Source organism: Cohnella suwonensis (genome assembly GCF_042655365.1).
In the GTDB taxonomy this organism is placed as follows: Bacteria; Bacillota; Bacilli; order Paenibacillales; family Paenibacillaceae; genus Cohnella; species Cohnella suwonensis.
Genome location: NZ_JBHSMH010000033.1, coordinates 12,746 through 34,714, shown reverse-complemented (window position 1 = coordinate 34,714; position 21,969 = coordinate 12,746). Strand labels below are relative to the sequence as shown.

Below are 21,969 nucleotides of genomic sequence, written 5' to 3'. Positions count from 1 at the left end.
GAGCATATTGTCTTTCGGAACGACCAGATTGTAGAGCTCCATATAAGGGCTAAAAATAAGTGATTGTTGATATTGAATCAATTGGCCTCACCCGTTCTCCAATGATGCTTTAATTATACAGAAAAAAGGTACAGCCCCCTCAAAAATCTGGAGGACTGTACCCTTTCTTCAAATACGGACTTTTTCAGTGGCCTCCCCGAATCCGGGAGGAATTTTTTAACGCCTTAATTCACGTTAATCCACAAATCCTTGCCGGTCCAAGTGGACACTTGTACCCATCCGGTTCCATTCCATTCCTTCAAGGCGTACAGATCCTGGGCGCCGACTTCGATCGGCGCTTTGGACGACGTATCCGGTTCCACGTAAGCTTTCGTCTTCTTCGGATTATGAACCTTCTTGTACACCTCGATCATCGGCTGCGGCACGTTAATCCAACGTTCGTTGCCTTGATCGTCCGCGTACTGATACCAATCGCCGTCGTTCTTGAAGAAGTCGATGACTGTGCCCGCGGAGAACTTCTCGACGACTTTCGACGACTCGTCCTTCTGCTCGTAAGCTTTCGTCTTCTCCATGACCGTCAGCTTCGTTCCGTACAAGTTTTCTTTCGGCGGCAACGACTTGATGTAGTCGTCGGATTGCCGGAATCGGCTCGTCACCTCTCCGGCCAGCCTTTGTATCGTTTCGTCCGTCACGATTTCTTTTCTCGATGGCAAGTCCGTTGTCTTCTTCAGCTTCGTATCGTAGTAGCTGTCGCCGAAGACGAATGAGCCCGCCGGCGCGAAGGAAGCCCTGACGGCTACCGGGTGTTCCGCGCCTTTGAGCAAATCGTACCCGAAAGTCGTTCCTTCCGGCTGAACGTTCAAAACGTCGGCCAGAGTCGGCATGATGTCCAAATGTCCGCCGACCGTATCGTATTGTCCGGCTTTGACGTTCGGGCCATGCACGATAAATGGTACGCCGAGCGCGTCGATCTGATCGTAGTCCCTGCCCAGCAGCTCCTTCAGCGCCGCGGCTTCCTTCTCTTTTACGAAGTTCATCATCATTCCGGTATGATCCCCGTAAATCGCGACGACGGTGTTATCCCATAGCTTCTTCTCTTGTAACTCCTCGAAAAAACGCCCCAAAGCTTCGTCCGCGTAATGGGCCGCCTCGATGTAATCCCCGACCATGTTCTCTTCGTAAATGGCCGGCAAGGTTAGCGATTGATATTTGTCCGGAATCTTATAGCTGTAATGACTGGACATGCTGATCAGCTGCGCGTAGAACGGCTGATTGGTCTGAGACAGCACTTCCGAGCTCTTCTCGTACAAAATATCGTCGCTCGCCCCGAATGCGATGGCGTTGTCCGTTCCGAAGAACGATTTGTCGTAAAATCGGTCGAAGCCCAGCGCAGCGTACAATTCCTTGCGGTTCCAGAACATCACGTTATTCGTGTGAAGCGTAAGCGTGGCGTAGCCTTCCTTCTTCAGCGTTCTCGGAAGACCAGGGAACGCTTTGTCCGCCGCATCCATCGCGATACTGTGACCGCCGTCCAGCGGATGCAGCGACGTGTTGGCCATGAATTCCGCGTCCGATGTATTCCCCGCCCCGTTCTGCAAGTAGAACCGCGGGAAGTAGGCCGATTCCTTGATAAACTCGTTCAAGACAGGCGTAATCTCTTGATCCCCGGCAGATCGGTTCAAGAGGAACGATTGGAACGCTTCCAGCTGGATCACGATTAAGTTCGGCTTGGCGGCGTCCGTGACGGCAGGCGGCGTCTCCGGCGACGGGGACGATGATGCGGAAGAAGACGGCGTTGCCGCGGCGTTCAGGCTATCGTTATTATTCGAACAACCGGTAACTAGTAGTCCAATAGATAATAAAGAAACAAGCAAAGCGTTCGCTTTCACTGCCATCCACTGCTCCATTCTAAAGTCGGGAAAATTCCGTTTCTATCTATCTTACCCTTCCTTTAAGTGAGCTGTCGATAGGTTACTGGATAGGGGCTCACCTTCATACGCCCCGATCGCGCCGAATAGCCCGACTTTGTCGGGTTACATCGCCTCTTACGCCCCGATCGCGCCGAATAGCCCGACTTTGTCGGGTTACATCGCCTCTTACGCCCCGATCGCGCCGAATAGCCCGACTTTGTCGGGTTACTCGCCTCTTGCGCTCCGATCGAGCCCATTAGCCCGACTTTGTCGGGTTACATCGCCTCTTGCGCTCCGATCGAGCCAAATAGCCCGACTTTGTCGGGTTAAACCGCCTTTTACGCCCCGATCGGGCAGATTATCCCGGAACGCCTAAGTTTTTGTTGATTTCGAAAGAGATCGCGAATATATTATTACATATCGAAATAAAATTCACATTTTAACGTTCGTTTCGAAATCAAATGTCGCCTCGACATTACGAAGGAGCCCCTTTATGCCCCCTATCGACGACACCGACCGGCAAATCATCAAAGCGCTGAACGCGAACGGCCGCATTTCCTATACCGATCTCGCCAAGGACATCGGCTTGTCCCGGGTCGCCATCCAAGCGAGAATCAACGCGCTCATGGATGATGGCGTCATCGAACGGTTCACCGCCGTCATCAATCCCGAGAAACTCGGCATCTCCGTCTCGGCTTTCTTTAACGTCGAGGTCGAGCCCCGCTCCTTGCAAGCCGTGGCGGACGCGCTCGCCGACGAACCCGCCGTGACGAGCCTGTATCATATGACCGGTCCGAGCAAGCTGCATATGCACGGCTTGTTCACGAACAATAAAGAGATGGAAGCGTTCCTGAACGAGAAGTTATACAAACAGGACGGCGTCGTCGGCGTCGACTGCCAAGTGTTGATTACGCGGTACAAAAGCCGTATGGGAATGAGGTTGTAACGATGGGCGCTACGGCAAAACCGGCGGGAACGGCGAACGGCAATCCCTACGCGCAGCTCGTCTGGGCAATGGGCAAGACGGGGATTCTTGGCTACGGCGGCGGACCGTCCGTCATCCCGCTCATCCGGTACGAAGCGGTGACGAAATACGGTTGGATGGACGACGAGGAGTTCGGGGAAATTCTCGCGATCGCCAACGCGCTTCCCGGTCCGATCGCCACGAAGATGGCCGCTTATCTCGGCTACCGGCAAAAAGGCGCGCTCGGCGCCGTCGTATCCGTGCTTGCTCACATCGTGCCTTCGGCCGTCGCGATGGTCGCGCTTCTCGCGTTCGTCGATTACTTGAGCAACTCGGCCGTCGTTCAAGGCATGATCGTCGCGGTCATGCCCGTTATCTCGGTTATGCTCGGAGTCATGGCGTACGAATTCGCCAAGCGGGCCTACAAAGGGCTCGGCAGATGGATGGTCATCGTTTTCTGTGCCGTCTCGTTCGGTTTGTTTCAGCTCTTATCCGTCCATCCGGCCATCGTCATCGTCCTCTTCCTCGCTTATGGCGCAGTCCACTATAAGCTCGTCGATCGATGGAAGAACAAATCCGCCTCTCCGAGGAAGGAAGGCGGCACGCCATGAACATCAACGACCTGATCGACCTGATCGTCGGCTTCTTCGTCTCGAACGTGCTCGGCTACGGCGGCGGCCCCGCATCGATTCCGCTGATGTATCAGGAGATCGTCACTCACTACGCTTGGACAACCGACCACGACTTCTCCAACATTCTCGCGCTCGGCAACACGCTTCCCGGCCCGATCGCCACCAAGATCGCCGCGTTCGTCGGATATGACGTCGCGGGCGTCGTCGGAGCGCTCGTCGCGCTCGTCGCGACCGTCGTCCCTTCCGCGGTCGCCTTGATCGTGCTGCTGCGAATCATGCGACGCTACCGGAACTCCTCCGTCGTCAAAGGCATGACGCTGCTCGTGCAGCCGGTCATCGCCGTGCTCATGCTGCTGCTGACGTGGCAGATGGGGAAGACGTCGATCGACTCTCTCGGCGTCTGGCAGGCGCTTATCATCGCGGCCGTGGCGCTATGGGCGATGGAGAAACGCAAAATCCACCCGGCGTTCGTCATCCTGTGCGCGTTTATTTACGGCGGCCTTGTCGTCCCTCATCTCCACGTCTGATCTTCAATGCAGGCATCGCAAACAAAAAGCCGGGAAACCGCGGAGTCGCCTCCGTCGTTTCCCGGCTTGCTTTTATCCTTTTTCGAGCGTCTTCTTCAGCATATCCCTGCCGCGCTTCAGGCGCGACTTCACCGTGTTCATCTTGACGTTGTTGATCTCGACGATCTCTTCCATCGACAGATCGAGCACGTAGCGTTGATACACCATGAGCCGATAAGCTTTAGGCAGCTTGCGGATCGCGACGAGCAAGTCTTCGGAAGCTTCCTTGACGAGCATCGCTTCCTCCGGATGCATGCCGTCTCCGGCTTGATCCTCCCAACCTTCGTGCTTCATCATCGGATGGTTGAGGGACAGCTTCGTCTTGCGCTTGCGCAGCATGTCGATGCATATATTTTTCGCCGTCGTGAAAATCAAAGACGATACCGAGCCCGCGGGGTCGAGACGCTCGAAGTTGACGTACAGCTTCAAGAACGTCTCTTGCACCGCTTCCTCGCTATCCATCTTGCTTCGAAGGATTTTCCACGCGAAGCTGTTGACTTTATCTTTATAATGCTCGAACAACTGCTCGTAAGATATGACGGGCATTCCCCTGCCCATGGTAGGCTGCATGTCCATCAGCCTGCACCTCTTCTCTGTAAACCTCTTTAGGCAACATTATAGCAGAATAGAGCAGGCGTGCCCGTCATTCACAGAAAATTCGCAAAAACTTAATGTTTCGTTCAGGAAGCTCGAATTTCGGCACCGTTAGCGCATCGGAATGAATCGTTTGATCCAGCTTCCGAAGCCCGACGGATTGCGCGTCTGGATGAGAACGATGCCTTCGCCGCGGAACCGGCAGACGATCGCCTCTCCGCTCGTCAAGCTGGACAGCCAGCCCTTGGACGCCTTCTCGACGTTGTAGTTCACGTAATCCGGCCAAGCGACGAGGTGGCCGTTGTCGATGATGCGCTCTTCTCCCGGCGCGAGATTGATCGCATGGATCGAGCCGTAGGAAGCGAGGAACACGGTGCCCGAACCGCTGATCTCGATGATGAAGAAGCCTTCGCCGGACAGAAGCCCGCGGCTTAGATTTTGCATTTTCGTATTCACTTGAATGCCGCTCGTTCCGCCGAGGAACCCGTCCTTCTGAACGAACAGTCGATACGTCCCGTCCAATTCGACCGCTTGGATATCGCCCATCGACTTCGGCGCGAGCAGCACTTCCCCGCCGCCCCTGTTCGCGGACAGCTCTTGGAAGAAGAACGTCTCCCCGCTCATCATCCTGCCGAGACCCGCCATAATTCCGCCGTCCATCGTTCCTTTGACGTCGATATTCGGGGACATGGACACCATCGCGCCGGATTCCGCTTTAATCGTCTCTCCCGCGTTCAATTGCAGCTTAAGCAGGGCGAACGCCCCTTGATAGAGCACCTCGTGTTTCATTCCGTTATTTCCTCCTCGTAAATGCCTGGCTTCATTCGGCTTGTCCCGTCGGCTTTCCCCTTCCCGACGTCGTGCGGCCTTATCGCTCGTCCGCGAGCTCCAAGATCGCCGACGCCTTCTCGTAGCTTGCCGCGACGATGAGAGCGACGATAAGTATCCCCATGACAAGGCTCATAATCAAGCCGGACATCCCCTCTCGCTACCGGATTTCGGAAGAATACCGTAGTCTATCCGCGGCGGGGAGGGAATATGACGACCGATCGAGGGAGCCCGTACGGGACGTCCTTGGATATCGCGTTTAATTGTTGCAAAAAAAGCTCCCGAAGGAGCTTTGCGAATCGGATGCGATCATTAGTCCAGCAAGCTTGTAACGGCCGGTTGCTGCAGTTGCGCCGGAACGGCGGCCGCGCCCGGCTGAAGGCCGAGGCGTTGGCCCATTTGCTTGTTGATCTCCTGCATGCGAGTCGTCTGTTCGGTTGCGGCCGCGATGATCGTGCGGTTGGAATCTTCGCAGCGGGTGATCGCTTGCGTCAGATCGTTCATCGCTTGGTTGATCTGCTCCATGCTCATCGCCGAGCGGGTCATCGCCTGCGTCGTTTTCTCCGTCGTCTCGTTCAGCATGCGCGCGTTCTCCGCGAACTGCTTGCCGAGCATATCGTTCGTCGCGTTGACCGCCTCGATGACTTTCATCTGGTCGTCGAGCGCCGTCGCGATCATCGCGGAGACGGTGATCAGATGCTGCGTCTTGTCGATCGTCGCGTCGACGGAATCGATCAGCTTGTCGTTGTTATCGTTAATGATATCGGAACCGGCGATCGCCTGCTGGTACAGCATGACCATCTCGGTGAACGATTGAATTCGGGTAACGACTTTGCGCAAGCCGCGCTCGAGCTGCGTTTTGCGGCCTTCGTTCTCCGGCTTCGCGATCTCTTGCTCGAACAGCAATTTCAGTTGGTTGCCGAGCTCGATGCGTTGCTGGACGTTGTACATTTCCTGAATGCACATTTGCTTCAGGTTGCGCATGTGGACGATATTCTCTTCCAGCGTGTCCTTGCCGTTGCGCAAGCTCGAGATGATCGCTTGCACGTTCGTGCGAACCGATTGGTATTTCATGATGTAGTTTTTCAGCGGCGTCTTGCGAAGAATCTTCTGCATGAACGACAGATCCTTGCTGCGGTTTAAGTCGTCCACTTCGCCCCGCAGCTTCATGATGTTGCCGGCGATTTCGGAGCGCTTGCCGTTAAGCAAGTCGTTCAGCGGACGCTCGAGAAGCGTTAGGTTCGCCCCGGCTTTCTCCATCGTCTTCTGGCCCATCCGTCCGATCTCGTCCATCAACGAGTCGAGCTGGGTGGCGTCCGTGGACGAAATTTTCTGAATCGTCGCTTGCGCTTCCTGTTGCACTTTGGCCGTATCCGAATCTTTCAGGACGATAGCTTGCGTACTCATGCGTAAATCCTCCCCATCGCGTTATTTGCCCGCGCCGTAGCGCTGGTGAATCAGTTCCGCCTTGCTTCTGAGTTCCATTAAATCCTTCTGCTCGATGAAGCTTGTATAGGTCGTGATCTGGGTGTCGATGTCTTTAATGCTGTTAAGCAGAATTCTGCGGTTCTGCCGCTTCGCTTCCCCGCTCAATTGAATGAACGGCGTAATCGTGCCGTTCAGGTCCTTCAGGACGAGGCGCTGGATCTTGTGGTTGATGTCCCCGTTGTTGATCGCGACGAGCTGCGGGATGACCCGGTTCAGCCTGACGAGCAGCGATAACGTCTTCTGGACGATCTCGTTGTCGAGATTGTTCTTCTCTCCTTCGAGCAGCACCATGTCCTCGATCGTGCCGATGTACTCGACGACCGATTCCCACTCCGGTCCCAGATTCGGATTACCCGTTACGGGCGCACGTTCCGCCGAAGCCGGGGCCGCGGGCGCAGGCGGGACGGACGACGGGATCGCCTGGGCGTTCCCCGATCCGCGAAGCTGCGGCGACGTTTGGCCGCCTCCGGAAGCGTTGGCGGCTTCTCGCTCCGCGGCAAGCCTGGACACTCTCAACTCCGCTTGGCGGATCGTCGCCCCCAGCATCGTGCCGATCACCGGGAATATCAAAGCGACGGCATCGGGTAAAAATTTCTCGCCTATCAACCCTGCGCCATAACCTACGATTATGGAAATTAACGCCCATTTGGAACGAAGCACTTGACGCGTACCTCCCTGACTAGCGGTCTATTGATTTTAGTTTAGGGTTTTCGTCAGCCTACGTCAATTTCTATCGGTTCGTCCGATCGGATTCAGCACGACCGGAAGCTCCATATAGCTCGCCCGGACGCCGTACGTCGGCCTCGGCGCTTCGAACGCCTCACCCTTGACAGCCTTCGTCGCGAGATAGGGCATGTTCACGCCGCCCAGGCAAGTCAAGAACAATCCGCCCGACATGCGCGGATTGATCTCGAGCAATTTCGGCACGCCTTTGTTGTACTTTACTTGGATGTTGTAAACGTAAGGAATGTTGAATTTTCCGGCGACGTTGCGGGCGATTTGCTGCAGCTCCGGCAAATCCTCGAGCGTATAGACGCGTCCCGCTCCCTTGCGCCTAGGCACGGCGACGAGAAGCTTGCCGTTCGCGTCCGCGAGGCAGTCGATAGAGAATTCGTCCTCCTCCAGCAGCTCCATGACCATCAGCTTCGGGAACTTCTCCGCCGACGACAACGCGGCGTACGCTTGCTCGAACGTCGTCGACAGGCTCACCCAACCGTACAGCGATGCAAGCGGATCGATCTGTTCGTCGATGATCCGGAACCCCATTCCGCCTTCCGCGTTGGTCGGCTTGAAGCATACCCGATGGCCCAGTCCGACCAGCTTCTCGTAGGCGGCCTTGAATTGCTCCGCCGTCTCGACGACTTCGTAGTCGGGTAGCGGCACGATGCCCGTCCCTTCCAGCTTCCGGTAGAAGAGGTCCTTCTCCATGACGCTCTCCAGCAAATCGACGTCCCTGCAGATCATCAGCTTCGTCCCGATGTCGTCGAACCGGTGCGCTTCCTTGGCGATCTCCAGCATCTTCAGCCTCGGGATGAAGATGTCGATCTCGTGCTTGCGGCAGAAGTCCACCGCGTAATCGACGTAGGCCGTTCCTTCCAATACTGGTTCTTGTTCCGCGTAATCGCAAGCTTGCAGCGCCAAGTGATCGATGTTCGGATGCGTCCCGTAGAAGCGGAACCTGGCCCCCTCGTCGTTGTCCCTCATCATATTCATGTAGTGGTACGCGACGGAAAACCATCGGTTGAAATAAATGTGCGACGCATTATCGGACATAACGCTCGTTGACCTCCCAATATGCGGCAGCCGCCTCCAGAATTTCCTCGGAAGCGCCGATGCCCGCCAGCTGCGTGAACTTGATCGTGCCGTTCGCGCCGTATTTCCTGAACAGTTCTCCATGGCGGGGAGCGATGCCGTCGTCCGCGGCTTCGAGCAAGCTTTCGTCCAGCAAGCTGTCGCCGGCCGCGAACGCGAACGACGCCCCCGCCAGCTCCTTGACGTATCGCAAGCCCGCCCCTTTGCTCACCGGCTCCGGCACGAGATACAGCTTTCGGCCTTGAAGGGAACTCGTCCAACGGCTGTCTCTCAGCAGGTCCGTCAGCTCCTCCATAAACTCGATCGGGATACGTTCCCGATCGACGAGGATGGAATAGAACAGCCCGTCGCACAGATCCTTTCTCCGCACCATTCCTTCGGGAACGAGCTTGTCGAAGAGGCCGTCGATCTCTTCGCGGGGAGCGCAACGCGAGCGGAGCGCGGCCTTCATGCCGTTCTCCCAGCTTACGTCAGACTGTCCGTCTACGAGTACTCGTCCTCCGTTGCTGACGACCGCGTACCGCGGCCGGAGATCGGCGCTGACGCCGTGGATTCTCTCGTATTGCTCCGGCGTCCGGGTCGTCGCCGGGACGAACAAGGCGTTCTCGTGAAGCCCGCGAAGCGACGCGGCCGCTTTACGGGTCATGAACGAATGCTCTTTCCCGTCGATGCTCTCGACCGGCACGAGCTCCGTTTCGTCCGCGGGTCCCATGGAGTTCCGGGAGAAGATCATCGTCTGATCCATATCGAAAGCGAAGATCATTCGGCTCCCCCCTTAAGCGGCCGAATCAATCCGACGCACGAGTAAGCCAGCCCCGGATAGGCCTCGACGGTTACGCCGCGTTCCTTCGCGAGCAGCAGAATCGAAGCGAGATTCGGATTGCCGGTGTCGTCGACGAGAATTTTCCAAGGCACTCTGCGAAGCAGCACCCTCGTCGTCTCGCCGACTCCCGGCTTGACCAAATTCCTATCGGCAATGCCGAAATGCTCCTGAATTCCGCGAATGTCCGCTTCCCCCTGCCAAGTGACCGGATCGTCCGTTCGCTCCAGCAACCGGGCGGCTTCCGCCCTCGCCCGCTCCCGCGTCTCGTCGAAGCGCGCCTCGACAACGTCCAAGAAGAAGTTCGAATGATCCTCCGCCGCCCACTCCCGGTAATACTTGGCGCCGTGAAAATCTCCCGGGCCGATCAAGTCGTCCCGCAGCACCGTCCGGCTGATCAAGCCCGATACCGTGGCGTTCAGGCAGGCGCTCGGAATGAGGAAATCTTCCCGCGTGCCGTAAGTCGCAGAGCATCGGCCCGGATCCGCCAGCACGGCCAAGTCGTCGTTCAACCGAATGCCGCTCTCGCGTTCGAACTTGGCGCACGCTTGGATCAATTCCTTTCTAATCGCCCCCTTGCCCGTCCACCCGTCGACGAATTGGATATCCGCGCCGGGATGTTCGCGCAGCATGTACCGGAGCGCGTTCTCGTCGATGCCCTTGCCGCGGATGATCGATAGGCCGTAATGAGGCGGGTTCGCAAGACCGAACTTCTTCATGTAGCGCTTGATTAGAATGCCGATCGGCGTGCCCGCGCGAGCGAGCGAAGCCAGCACGAGCTTGTCGCTCCGCTTCGCGGCGATCTGCTCGGCGACGACGCCGACCGCTTCGGCGACTTTCGCGGCCGTCGTCCGGAGCGCCTCCCGGAATAAGCCGACGTATTCTTCCGACGGCCGGTACTCCTTCGGCAGCATCTCCGAATAGTGCGTGCCGCCTTGGATCGCTTCCTCGCGGTCTTCCGTCCCCCGCTCTAGCGAGAGCGCGCTTAAATCCTTCAACAGAAAGACGATATCGTCGCCCGCGTAGCTCCCCATCGGACTCGGCGAAGCCGCGGCCGCTTCGGCATCGGCCGATCCGAACGCGACGAGATGAACGACCGGTATGCCCAGCCGGCCGAGCGCCTCCTCGAAGGATCGCCCAAGCGACTCCTCGTACGCTCTCTCGACGAAGACGAATGCCTCGTCATATTGGCCCGGCTCGATGTTATAGACGAAGTTCGTCACGTCCGGATCGTCCGGAGAATCGTACCGGTATGCCGACGACACCGCATAACCGTCCGAACGGCTCGGATGGATCGGGCTTCTCGTCGTCGATTGAAACACGGCTCCTTCGCCCAACAGCGCGGCGATACGCATCGGCACGTACATGAACTCGCCCGTGCCAACGCAGACGACGCGGCGCCCCGTCCGGACCGCCGCTAGCGTCTTCGCCGCTTCGGCGATCTCGAGATCGAGCGCCGTGTTCCCGCCGCCCGCTTCGTGACCGAACCTGCCGGTATGTTTCAAGTAGGCCGGCGACGCGCCCGTAGCGACATGCGCGAATAATTCCGAGACGTCAATCCGATCGATGATCCCGCTTCGTTCCGGCCTTGACGCCGCAACGGCGGAGCCTTCGTCTTCCTCGACCGGAGAACCGGATACCGAGATCGTCCCTTCCAGAAGCGATACGCAGCGAATGCCGATGCCCAGTTCCTTTTCCAGCTCGGATACGCGCGCCCGATCTTCCGCGGAACGCCAGTCGAGCAGGCTCGCGAGCACGAAATCGCGCTGCCCGAACGCGAAGTGAAGTTCATTAATGATGTTAAGGGACGTTCTGCCCGTCGTCATCTCGTCGTCGACGAGGACGATCCGGGACGCTTGGCGGAACAACCGTTCGTCAAGCGCGTAGCAACGGTGCGCGGTCGCATGGGAATGCTCTTCCTCGAAACGGATGAACGGCGTCAGTCCGCCGATCTGTTCCCTCGTCGTGTGCAAGTAGGCGGCTTCCCCCCCGAACGCGGCGAACATCCCGTGTCCGAGCGCCGTCGCCGTCTCCGCGAAGCCGATGAACAGCGTCGGCTCCGCCAAAGGAACGACGTCCTCCGTCAACCGGCGGTATAGCTCGTCCGCGCGGTCGCGATCGCCGCCGAACGCCGCCCGTACGGCCTCCTCCCCGACCCGCGCGGCGCGGCCGAGAACGGACGTCGCGTACAACTCGCCGAGCAACGCGGCCGAGGCGAGAGACAACGCGGGATGAACCGCGATATGTTTGCCGAGCACCTTGCTGACGAATAGGAATCCGCGTTTCTTGTTGACTCTGGCGGCCATCCCGAATAGATCGTCCAACTCGAGCCCGAACGGATTGGAGACGACGGTAACGCCGACCTCCAGATCGCCCGCGATATTATACAAGCGCTCCCGTCCGCTCCGCGTCGGCGAGCAGGTTGATGAAATTGTGCTTCTCATGTAACACCCCGAATACTTTGGCTCTGCTGATGATCCGCCGGGACCAGCTCAGATGCGGCTTGATTTCGTTCATCTTGTTCTCGTATTCGCTCTTCATGACGCCGAGTCCGCCGCCGCTATTCGAGATGATGCTCATCGCGTCGATATACTCTTCGTGCGTCACGACGTACATCGCTTGAACCGGCAGCAGATGGGAAGGATGGATGATCGTCTTGCCGACGATGCCGTTCTCCTTGTCGTACGCGACTTCCCGGATCAGCCCGTCCACGTAACGGTCGAGATAAGACATGCGCAGCCGCACGCCGTCCTCGCCCATCGATTCCGTGAACGGCGTCTGGCGAAGCTGCGGCTTCAGCACCCGGTCGCTCTTGAAATACTCCCAGACAGGACCGGAAATGACGAAGGATTGGCCTTCCCTGCCGAACACGTTAATGATGTCCGCCACGCAGTCCCGGATGACGGCGATATCGTAGATCGTCATGTCCGGATTGCGCCGCAGCCCGAACAGGCTGGAGAAGTCCGTCGCTCCGATCCGCACGTTGAGCACGTAGTCCCGGTATTCGATCAAGACGTCCTGAATGGCGATCAACGAAGTGAGCCGGCTCTCCCGATAGATGACGTCTGGCGTTTCCAAGATCGGCATGCCGTATAGCAGCGGCGCCATCGGGTCCTTGGACCGGTTGTAGTCGTCCAATAGGGCGAAATATTTCCTGCCCGCTTCGGCCGTGAACTTCGGAAAAGCGAAGCCCGTGACGAGAGCGACTTGATCCGACAGCAGCGCAAGCATTTTCCGGAATTGCTCCGGGGAACGGACGCGAACGAATAGCAGAGGCAAGGAATCGGGAGCGATCGTCCCTCGGTCCAAATAGCCTTGGAGCTTGTCCAACGTCTCGCATAAACCGAGTTCCGCCTGCTCGACCTGATGGTCGCCGACCGCGTCTTCCAAGTCGATGACGACGGAGGCGAGTCCTTTGATCTTGCGGCTCGCGATGTCCTCGGCGATCGTCTTGCGGACGGCGGGCATGTACAGCGCCGCGCCTATCGCGTACGCGAGCACGTCTTTGTCGTCGCGATTGCCGAACGTGCTTGGGAGGTGATGGAAAATCTCGTTTTCCTGCTCTTGCGTTAAATAATCGAAATATCTCATTCATCCTCACCCCCATTAGTGCAAAATATCCCTCATAGCTTTATGAGGGATATACGATCGTTTGTACTCTGAGGTTGCTTGCGCTAGCCTACGATCATGCGGATTTCGATACGTCTTGCGAAGCTGCGTTCTTTCTTCTCAGAACGCTGAAGATCATCGTGCCGACGAAGATCGCGATCAAGACCGGGAAGAACACGACGTGCGGCAGCTCGTAGTGGAACGCGCCCGCGATCATTTTGCCGCCGATGACGACGATCAGGATGAACGCCGCTTTCTCCAGTTCCGGGAACTTCTCGATCAATTTCAGGAACACTTGGGCGACGCCGCGCATCATGAGCACGCCGAGAATGCCTCCGAGGAATAGAACCCACACTTCTTCGCTGACGCCGAACGCCGCGAGCACGCTATCGATGCTGAACGCGATGTCCATCGCTTCGACAGCGATCACGGTACGCCAGAAGCCGAAGCTCTTGTTCTCGACTTCCCCTTCTTCCTCTTCTCCGCCCTTGCGGCGAATGTAAGGCAGCATCTTCAAGCCGCCGACTTTCGCCAGAGCGAATTCGAGATGGAACAGGTTGCTTAACGCGATCCAGAGCAAGTAGAGACCGCCCGCGACTTTGATCCATGTGATCTTAACCAAATAAGTGCCGATCCCGATGGCCAGGAACCTGAATATATAGGCGCCGATAATGCCGTAGAACAACGCTTTCTTCTGCTGGTCCTTCGGAAGATGGCGAACCATGACCGCGAGCACGAGCGCGTTGTCCGCGGACAGCAAGCCCTCCAGAATGACCAACGTGCCGATAATGCCCCAAGTGGACGGCTCCGCCAACAACGAAGACATATGCTCCCAGTTAAAGAAACTCGAAAAGTTATCTATGAAACTTTGAAAAAACTCGTTCATATTGCTCCCCCTGCCAATCTAGCTGGTAAAATACCTAGCGATTTATTTTGTTTTCCCGCAACCGAGCAAACACGCCTTCGGCGTCCTTCGGACGTCGGAGAAGCTTTGCGTAGGGATCAGATGAGCATAAGCGGCCGAAACTAATACTTCCTAATCCTCCGAATGAAAGACGACAATCGCGTCTCCTTCAACTCGAACAGGCAGCCGATATCGAGATCGATGCCCTAGGCGGCCATGCTGAGGCTCCCTAGCCTCCGCCTGTTCCAATCGAGGTGTACGTACCGTCGTATCGCCCCGAGCTTCCGATTCCGTCGCAACCTTATTGGGCGTCGAGCCCGTAATTGCGCGCCAATGCGGACAATCCGCCCGTGAAGCCCGAGCCGACCGCCTGGAACTTCCATTCCCCGCCGTGCCGGTAAAGCTCGCACACGACGACCGCCGTCTCGACCGAGAAGTCCTCTCCGAGATCGAAGCGGAGAATTTCCGCTTTCGTATGCTCGTCCAACAAACGAACGAACGCGTTCGACACTTGGCCGAAATTTTGGTTGCGTTGCTGCGCTTCGTGGATCGTAACGGTAATGCCGATCCGGTGAATGCCGGGCGGAATTTTCGAGAAGTTCAGCTTGATTCGCTCGTCGTCCCCGTCGCCTTCCCCGTCCCGGTTATCTCCGGAATGGACGACCGCTCCGCCGTATGCGGACAGGTTGTTGTAAAACACGAAATCCTCGATGCCGTTCGCCTTGCCGTTCTCGTGCAGGAGGAAGGCGCAGGCGTCCAAGTCGAACGCCTGCCCGCCCGAGTATTTGTTCGTGTCCCACCCGAGTCCGAGGATCGCGTTCTTCAGGCTCGGGTTCGTCTTCGTCAAGTCGATTCTTTGGCCTTTGGATAAGCTGATCGTCATCGGAACTCCGCCTTCTCGGTGCTGATAACCGAACTTTTTGAACTTCTATTTTACACTTGAACGCCGAAGTCGCGGCACAAGCCGCCCAGGCCGTCGCGATAGCCGCCGCCGACCGCGCTGAACTTCCATTCGCCGTTATGGCGGTACAAGTCCGCCACGACGACCGCCGTCTCGATGGAGAAATCTTCGCCGAGGTCGTATCGGATCAGCTCTTCGCCGCTTTCCGTGAAGACGCGGGCGTAAGCGTTGGCCACTTGGCCGAAGTTCTGGCTGCGCGCCGAAGCATCGTGAATCGTAATGCAGAAGGCAATCTTATGAATGTCCGCCGGAATCAGGGACAAATCGATCGACATCGTCTCGTCGTCGCCCGCGCCTTCGCCTGTCGTGTTATCGCCGGACAACACGATGCCGCCGTTCGCGCCGCTTTTGTTGTTATAGAACATGAAGTCGCGCTCGGAGTTCACTTTGCCGTTCGCGTTCAGGCAGAACGCGGACGCGTCAAGGTCGAACGCGCTTCCTCCGTCATACTTGTTCGTGTCCCAGCCGAGTCCGACTTTCACTTTCACGAGCCCGGGATTGGTCTTGGTCAAGTCGACCTTTTGCCCTTTGGACAAATTAACCGCCATTTTCCAGCGCCTCCTTCAATTAAAAAGAGGGAACCGCGGCTTTGCCGATCCGGCGGTCCCTCTCGATCGCTTAGTAGATGTTCAAAAAGTCCGATTTTGATCACGAAGCCACTCGAGAAGCTGTTTCGGCATCGAATCTTGAATTCAGCCGGGACTTCCGGTTCTCACGTAGGTTCTCCTACGCTCTGATCCTCATTCCCTAGCTTCTTTCAACCTTCTCGGTGCTGAAAACCGAACTTTTTGAACTCACAATTTACATCAATCCGAAGTCTTTGCACAAGCCCGCGAGTCCGTCTTTATACCCGCTGCCGACCGCGTTGAATTTCCATTCGCCGCCGTGGCGGTATAGCTCGCCGACGACGATCGCCGTCTCGACGGAGAAGTCTTCGCCGAGGTCGTAACGGATCAGCTCGGCGCCGGAATCTTCGCTGACGATGCGCACGAACGCGTTCGTCACTTGGCCGAAGTTCTGCCCTCTATCCGCCGCTTCGTGAATCGTGATACAGAATGCGATTTTCTCGATGTCCGCCGGTACCGTCGCCAGGTTCACTTTTACTTGCTCGTCGTCGCCGTCGCCTTCGCCCGTCAGGTTATCGCCCGTATGAACGACCGAACCGCTGGCGTTCTGAAGGTTGTTGTAGAAGATGAAGTCTTTCTCGGATGGCGCTTTGCCGCCCGCGTTCAAGCAGAAAACGGACGAATCCAAATCGAACGACTTGCCTCCGTCATACTTGTTCGTGTCCCAGCCGAGGCCGACGAGCACTTTCGTCAGTCCCGGGTTCGTTTTGGTGAGATCGATTTTCTGGCCTTTGGATAAACTGATCGACATTCGAAAATCCCTCTTCTCGTCATTGTATTGTCGTTGCGCTTGCCGTTATTACTGATAAGTGCGGGCGAGCAAGTCCACGTGAGGCGCGTTAGCGCCTTCGCCGATCGCGTTGAATTTCCATTCTCCGTTATGGCGGTAGATTTCTCCGACGATCAACGCCGTTTTGCCGGCGTAGCTGTCCGTCAGATTGAAGCGCACCAATTCCTCGTTGTTCGATTGGTTGAGCACGCGAATGTACGCGGTCGAGATCATGCCGAAGTCTTGCTTGCGGTTCACGCAGTCGTAGATGTTCACGACCATCAAGATTTTATGAATATTCGCGGGTACGCGCGGAAGATCGATGTTAATTTGCTCGTCGTCGCCATCGCCTTCGCCCGTCCGGTTGTCGCCGGAGTGAACGACGGAGCCTTCCGGACTTTTCAGGTTATGGAAGCACACGAGGTTCTTTCCTTGAAGCTTGCCGTTCTCGTCGAGCAGCAGCGCGGAAGCGTCGCAGTCGATGTCGACTTTCTTGGAGCCGAAGAAGCCCTTCTTCTCCACGGGATTCCAACCTAGGCCTACGACAAGTTTCGTGAGCCCGGCGTTGCCTTTCGTCAAATCGATTTTCTGTCCTTTTACGAGAGATATCGTCATTTCGGGTGAGAACTCCCTTCCATGTCCCATGATTATTATTTTCGTTAACGCTATTTCATTTACGGTCAGTCGTCCGCAAAGTTTCAAAAAACGGACGACAACCTTATTATAATCTAATTTCTTCTGCCTTTCGATACAAGCACCCCTTAATTTCCAATTAAATTGAAGGAAAGAGAGCTATCAGCCAATATTTGCAGGACCTACCTCGAGAAAGCTTTCGGACGGCGCTCGACAAGTAATCGGAATACTTAAAGACAGCAAAGGAGCAGCTCGGATGAGCTGCTCCTTGTTTTATGCCGATAAACCTTATAGGACGCGACGGGCGAATGCGTAGGCGTTGCTCCAATAGCTCGTGTTCATGTTCGATACGGTGACGCCTTGGCTGCTGCTCGAGTGCAGGATTTTGCCGCCTCCCGCGTAGATCGCCACATGGCTGATGCTGTAGCCGTTCGTTCGGAAGAAAACGAGATCTCCGACGCTTAAGTACGCCTTGTCGATTTTTTCTCCCGTATACGCTTGGGAGACCGACGTTCTCGGCAGGTCGATGCCGAACTTGCCGAAAATGTATTGCACGAACGAGGAGCAATCGAACGCGTATGTAACGCCTGCCGTCGCACCGTATTGGTACGGGGTCCCTTGGAACGTCTTGCCGAACGAGATCAGGTCGAGCGATTGCTGCGTCGCCGCGCTCGCCTTCGGCGCGTGTCCGGCCATCGAGCCGAACAATCCCGTTGCCGCGATGCCGAATGCCAGTAATAGTTTTATCGTCAAAGGGTTCTTCATATTATAATTCCTCCAAGCAGTTCTAGTTGTCCTCTTTCGTCCAACCTTGCTGTTGGGATTACTATAACATAACGAATTTGCCCGATATTTTACCAAGGAGAGAGCAAACGCGGCCGCCAGAACGTTTTTGACTCTTTCTTAGAAAAACGTGAGAAAACGCTAATTATTCTTCTCATCTTCCTACTACCCGCTATCGGGGTGAAAAAATCAAGCGCGTTGCCCCGTAAAGAGGAAACGCGCTTCTTCTATCTATACCGAAAGCACCGGATGACGGATATCCGCCGTCTCGATCTGGATCGTCGCGTGGCCGATGCCGAATGACTGCTCGAGCAAGCCTATCGCTTGCTGCAAAATGCGTTGGGCTTGAGCGCCGTCTTCGACGAGAAGATGGCAGCTGAGCGCGTCCATTCCCGACGTAATCGTCCAAATATGCAGGTCGTGAATGTCCGTTACGCCTTCGATGGCGACGAGCGCCTCTTTCACTTCGGCTTGATCGACGCCGAACGGCGTTCCTTCCATGAGGACGTGAACGGTATGCGTCATGACGCCCCACGCGGAACGCAAGATCAACAGGGAAACGAATACGCTGATGATCGGGTCCGCGATGTACCAATCGGTAACGAGCATGATGAGGCCCGCCGCCACCGCCCCGACCGAACCGAGCGCGTCGCCGAGAACATGCAGGTACGCGCTTCGCAAGTTGATATTGTTCTTCACGTCGCCTTGCCTCATAAGGGCGAACGCGCTCATCAGGTTGGCGACCAGACCGACGCAAGCGATCAGAATCATGGACAGGCTGGATACTTCCGGCGGAGCGGAGAACCTGCGGATCGCTTCCCAGAGAATAAAACCGGCGACGACGAACAGCGTCGCTCCGTTAAAGAGCGCGGCCAAAATTTCGAAGCGGTGGAAGCCGAACGTCTTGCGGGGGGAGGCGGGCTTCGTCGTGAACCAGAGCGCGACGAGGCTAAGCGCGAGAGAGCTGGCGTCGCTGAGCATATGGCCGGAATCGGACAGCAACGCCAAGCTGTTCGTGATCAGACCGCCCGCGAATTCGAGAATCAGGATCGCGCCGGTAATGAGCAGCGCGATCGTCAGCCCGCGCTTGTTCCCTTCGCGCGCGTCGCCGTAATGATGGTGGCTATGGCCGCCATGGCCGTGATGGTGATGGCCGTGGCCGTGCGTATGCGAATGTCCGCCTTGCCGGCGACGAGACTTGCCGGCGGAGGCCTCGTGCGCATGGCCTTGATCGTGATCATGATTGCATGAAGAGCTATGATCGTCGGGACGATGCTCGTGAGAACGCGGATCGCTCATGTTGGTTTCCTCGCTTTAACAATAACATATGAATACTTGCTCATATATAGTATCCATGACAAAGCGGTAGACTGTCAATAACATTCCCATCTTATGCCTTATTCACGAACGCGGTTAGCGTCTGTCGGCATATAAAAAGACCTCGGCTCGAAACGCCGAGGTCTAACTGCTGCTTAACGCGCTTCGCGAAGCGCTTGCAGGCCGAGCGCGATCGAGCCGCACAGGCCGGCGTTGTCGCCGAGGCCCGGCGGAACGATGTATTCGTCGATGCCGCTTTCCAACGAAGCCGCGACGACGTAGCCTTTCAAGTTGTTCCGCACCTGCTCGCGGACGAGCGGAAACAGGTGCATCTGATGCATGACGCCGCCGCCGAGGATGATCCTCTTCGGGGACAACAACAGCACCGCGCTCGAGATCGCTTGCCCGATGTAGAAGGCTTCCATCTCCCAAGCCGGGTGATCGGCGGCGAGTTCGTGGCCTTTGACCCCCCAACGGGCTTCGATCGCCGGACCGGCTGCCATGCCTTCCAGGCAATCGCCGTGATACGGGCACTTGCCCCCGTACGTATCTTCCGGATGGCGACGCGTCAGCACGTGTCCGCCTTCCGGGTGAACCATGCCGTGCACGAGTTTGCCTTCGGCGAAGACGCCGACGCCGACGCCCGTGCCGATCGTATAATACATGCAGCTATCGAGGCCTCGCGCCGCGCCCCAAGTCGCTTCGCCGAGCGCCGCCGCGTTCACGTCCGTGTCCCAGCCGATCGGCACGCCGATCGCCTTGCGCAGCTCCGGCAGCACCGGGTAGTTCGCCCAGCCCGGCTTCGGCGTCGTCGTGACGCTGCCGTAAGTCGGGCTCGCCCGATCGATGTCGATCGGTCCGAAGGAACCGATGCCGAGCGCTTCGATAGGCTTGTCCTTAAAATAGTCGATCACTTGCGCGAGCGTCTTCTCCGGTTGCTCCGTAGGGAAGCTTACCCGGTCGAGCACCTCGCCCTTCTCATTGCCGATGCCGCACACGAACTTCGTGCCTCCGGCCTCCACTGCTCCGATCAACAAAACCATTCCCCCCGAGTGGTAGTTCAAAAAGTCCGATTATGATCACGAAGTCAATCAGGAAGCTTATTCGACGTCGAATCTTGAATGCTGCACGGGACTTCCGGTTCTCACGTAGGTTTGCCTACGCTCCGATCCTCATTCCCTAGCTTCATCCAACCTTCTCGGTGCTGAAAACCGAACTTTTTGAACATTTAATTTTTGTGAATGTACCTAATTAAAAGATTAAACGAAAAAGCTTTCCAGCTGCTTCGCGATTTCCACTTTCGCGTTGTCGACGACGGTCTGGCGTTGCGGCTTGTCGAACAGCTCTTGGATCCGCTCCGGGAACTGCTGCTCGATGCCGAGCAGGCGAATCGCTTCGTCGAACTTGGCCGGATGCGCCGTCGCGAGCGACACGAACGTTCCCGCGTCTGGCGCTCCCGCGCGCTCGTAAGCCGCGATGCCGCAAGCGGAGTGCGGATCCAGCAAATAGCCGTATTCGTCCTTATAAGAACGAATCGTCTGCAGGCACTCGTCGTTGCCGACGCCGTAAGCGGACAAATCGCGTTGAATGCGGGCGACTTCCTCCGGCAAGAACGTCAACCGTCCCTCGGACTTGAATCGCTCCATGCGGGCGGATACTTCGACCGCGTCTTCTCCGAGGAAATAATACAAGTAACGCTCGAAATTGCTCGCCACTTGAATGTCCATCGACGGGCTGTGCGTCATGCGGAAGCCTTCCGGCTTGTACACGCCTTCGCGGATGAAGCGCTCGAGAATGTTGTTCTCGTTCGTCGCCAAGAGCAGCTGGTTGATCGGAACGCCCATCTTCTTCGCCAGCATGCCCGAGAAAATATTGCCGAAGTTGCCGGTCGGAATGCTGAAGCTGACTCCGTTCGCGCGCTTCTCCTTCGGCAGTTGCAGGTAGGCGTAGAAATAATACACCGACTGCGCCAGAATGCGCACGAAGTTAATGGAGTTAATCGCCCGAAGGTGGTACTTGGACTTGAACGGCAGATCCGCGAACAATTCCTTGATAATCCCTTGGCAATCGTCGAAGTTGCCGTTGACCGACAGATTCAGGACGTTATCGTCCTGCACCGTCGTCATTTGCAGCTCTTGCACGCGGCTGACTTTGCCGTTCGGATGCAGAATGCAGATCCGGATGCCATCTTTGCCCCGGACGCTGCTGATCGCCGACGCGCCCGTGTCTCCCGAAGTCGCGCCGAGAATGTTGATGATCTCGTTCCGTTGCTTCGCCACGTAAGCGTACAGGTTGCCCATCAGCTGAAGGGCGACGTCCTTGAAGGCGAACGTCGGGCCGTGGAACAGCTCCATGACGCTTAACGAGTCGTTTAACGTCGTTAACGGAAGCACGTCCGGGCTCGTAAAGCCGGCGTAGCTGTCTTGAATGAGCTTCTTCAGGTCGGCGTCGGGAATTTCGCCGTTCGCGTACAAGGAGACGATCTCGAACATAAGGTGTTGGAAGCTAAGCCCCGACCAGCTTTCAAGCCGCTCCTGAGACACGGTTGGAATCGTCTCGGGAACGATCAGGCCCCCGTCTTCCCCGAGCCCCATCAGGAACATATCGATAAAGCCGATCGGCGCGACCCGCCCTCTCGTGCTTATGTATTTCATCGTTGTCTCTCTCCTCGTCATTCGCTAAGTTTTCTTTCCATCCATTGTGGACGAAACGGACCGGAATTTCAATCCTTTACTCCAAGCAAACACGTCTTC

The 21,969-nt window shown here is 56.8% G+C and carries 21 protein-coding genes and 1 pseudogene; 3 read left to right on the top strand and 19 right to left on the bottom strand.

What is annotated here, in order from left to right; translation table 11 throughout:
• Nucleotides 1-224: 224 nt before the first annotated feature.
• Entirely contained in the window at nt 225-1,895 is a 1,671-nt protein-coding gene (locus ACFPPD_RS11695; RefSeq protein ID WP_209750814.1) for a sulfatase-like hydrolase/transferase, read from the bottom strand.
• A 508-nt stretch (nt 1,896-2,403) separates the two neighbouring features.
• On the opposite strand from ACFPPD_RS11695, the gene ACFPPD_RS11690 reads away from it, so the two are divergent.
• From ACFPPD_RS11690 to ACFPPD_RS11680, 3 genes are read left to right on the top strand one after another with little or no spacing between them, the layout of a single operon-like run.
• A complete protein-coding gene (locus ACFPPD_RS11690; RefSeq protein ID WP_209750812.1) occupies nt 2,404-2,856 on the top strand; it encodes an Lrp/AsnC family transcriptional regulator in 453 nt (150 codons plus the stop codon).
• Between the two features lie 2 nt (nt 2,857-2,858).
• On the top strand, nt 2,859-3,485 hold the full coding sequence (locus ACFPPD_RS11685; RefSeq protein WP_209750810.1) for a chromate transporter: 627 nt from the start codon (nt 2,859-2,861) through the stop codon (nt 3,483-3,485).
• The gene (locus ACFPPD_RS11680; RefSeq protein ID WP_209750808.1) at nt 3,482-4,033 is read left to right on the top strand and encodes a chromate transporter; all 552 of its coding nucleotides are present in this window, start codon (nt 3,482-3,484) and stop codon (nt 4,031-4,033) included. Before ACFPPD_RS11685 ends, ACFPPD_RS11680 begins: the two co-directional genes overlap by 4 nt.
• Before the next feature lie 72 nt (nt 4,034-4,105).
• Here ACFPPD_RS11680 and ACFPPD_RS11675 read toward each other — a convergent pair whose 3' ends face one another.
• From ACFPPD_RS11675 to thrC, 18 genes and pseudogenes are all read right to left on the bottom strand, one after another.
• A complete protein-coding gene (locus ACFPPD_RS11675) occupies nt 4,106-4,648 on the bottom strand; it encodes an RNA polymerase sigma factor (RefSeq protein WP_209750806.1) in 543 nt (180 codons plus the stop codon).
• A gap of 129 nt (nt 4,649-4,777) precedes the next feature.
• Nucleotides 4,778-5,455, bottom strand: a complete 678-nt coding sequence (locus ACFPPD_RS11670) for a TIGR00266 family protein (protein WP_209750803.1) — start codon at nt 5,453-5,455, stop codon at nt 4,778-4,780.
• 351 nt (nt 5,456-5,806) lie between these two features.
• Complete coding sequence (locus ACFPPD_RS11665) at nt 5,807-6,901, bottom strand: toxic anion resistance protein (RefSeq protein ID WP_209750801.1); 1,095 nt, start codon at nt 6,899-6,901, stop codon at nt 5,807-5,809.
• A 21-nt stretch (nt 6,902-6,922) separates the two neighbouring features.
• Nucleotides 6,923-7,642, bottom strand: coding sequence for a hypothetical protein (locus ACFPPD_RS11660; protein ID WP_209750799.1), 720 nt, complete (start codon nt 7,640-7,642; stop codon nt 6,923-6,925).
• 63 nt (nt 7,643-7,705) lie between these two features.
• On the bottom strand, nt 7,706-8,755 hold the full coding sequence (locus tag ACFPPD_RS11655; protein WP_209750797.1) for an ATP-grasp domain-containing protein: 1,050 nt from the start codon (nt 8,753-8,755) through the stop codon (nt 7,706-7,708).
• Nucleotides 8,745-9,557, bottom strand: a complete 813-nt coding sequence (locus tag ACFPPD_RS11650) for an HAD family hydrolase (RefSeq protein WP_209750795.1) — start codon at nt 9,555-9,557, stop codon at nt 8,745-8,747. Before ACFPPD_RS11650 ends, ACFPPD_RS11655 begins: the two co-directional genes overlap by 11 nt.
• Nucleotides 9,554-10,648, bottom strand: a complete 1,095-nt coding sequence (locus ACFPPD_RS11645) for a cysteine protease StiP family protein (protein ID WP_209750822.1) — start codon at nt 10,646-10,648, stop codon at nt 9,554-9,556. The genes ACFPPD_RS11650 and ACFPPD_RS11645 overlap by 4 nt, the downstream gene beginning before the upstream one ends.
• Before the next feature lie 120 nt (nt 10,649-10,768).
• A pseudogene (locus tag ACFPPD_RS11640) lies at nt 10,769-11,920 on the bottom strand (phosphoribosyltransferase family protein); the annotation flags it as partial.
• Between the two features lie 76 nt (nt 11,921-11,996).
• Nucleotides 11,997-13,205, bottom strand: a complete 1,209-nt coding sequence (locus tag ACFPPD_RS11635) for an HpcH/HpaI aldolase/citrate lyase family protein (protein ID WP_209750793.1) — start codon at nt 13,203-13,205, stop codon at nt 11,997-11,999.
• A 94-nt stretch (nt 13,206-13,299) separates the two neighbouring features.
• The gene (locus ACFPPD_RS11630) at nt 13,300-14,049 is read right to left on the bottom strand and encodes a TerC family protein (RefSeq protein ID WP_378082298.1); all 750 of its coding nucleotides are present in this window, start codon (nt 14,047-14,049) and stop codon (nt 13,300-13,302) included.
• Nucleotides 14,050-14,428: 379 nt separating this feature from the next.
• Nucleotides 14,429-15,010: a TerD family protein gene (locus ACFPPD_RS11625; protein WP_209750790.1), complete on the bottom strand. Its 582-nt coding sequence runs from the start codon at nt 15,008-15,010 to the stop codon at nt 14,429-14,431.
• Nucleotides 15,011-15,060: 50 nt separating this feature from the next.
• Nucleotides 15,061-15,636, bottom strand: a complete 576-nt coding sequence (locus tag ACFPPD_RS11620; protein WP_209750788.1) for a TerD family protein — start codon at nt 15,634-15,636, stop codon at nt 15,061-15,063.
• 253 nt (nt 15,637-15,889) lie between these two features.
• Nucleotides 15,890-16,465: a TerD family protein gene (locus ACFPPD_RS11615; RefSeq protein ID WP_209750786.1), complete on the bottom strand. Its 576-nt coding sequence runs from the start codon at nt 16,463-16,465 to the stop codon at nt 15,890-15,892.
• Nucleotides 16,466-16,513: 48 nt separating this feature from the next.
• Complete coding sequence (locus tag ACFPPD_RS11610) at nt 16,514-17,098, bottom strand: TerD family protein (protein ID WP_209750784.1); 585 nt, start codon at nt 17,096-17,098, stop codon at nt 16,514-16,516.
• A 306-nt stretch (nt 17,099-17,404) separates the two neighbouring features.
• Nucleotides 17,405-17,881, bottom strand: coding sequence for a C40 family peptidase (locus tag ACFPPD_RS11605; RefSeq protein ID WP_209750782.1), 477 nt, complete (start codon nt 17,879-17,881; stop codon nt 17,405-17,407).
• A gap of 249 nt (nt 17,882-18,130) precedes the next feature.
• Nucleotides 18,131-19,198, bottom strand: coding sequence for a cation diffusion facilitator family transporter (locus tag ACFPPD_RS11600; RefSeq protein WP_209750780.1), 1,068 nt, complete (start codon nt 19,196-19,198; stop codon nt 18,131-18,133).
• A gap of 173 nt (nt 19,199-19,371) precedes the next feature.
• The gene (locus tag ACFPPD_RS11595; protein WP_378082291.1) at nt 19,372-20,253 is read right to left on the bottom strand and encodes an ROK family protein; all 882 of its coding nucleotides are present in this window, start codon (nt 20,251-20,253) and stop codon (nt 19,372-19,374) included.
• A 222-nt stretch (nt 20,254-20,475) separates the two neighbouring features.
• The gene (gene thrC, locus ACFPPD_RS11590) at nt 20,476-21,870 is read right to left on the bottom strand and encodes a threonine synthase (protein WP_209750778.1); all 1,395 of its coding nucleotides are present in this window, start codon (nt 21,868-21,870) and stop codon (nt 20,476-20,478) included.
• Between the last annotated feature and the right edge of the window lie 99 nt (nt 21,871-21,969).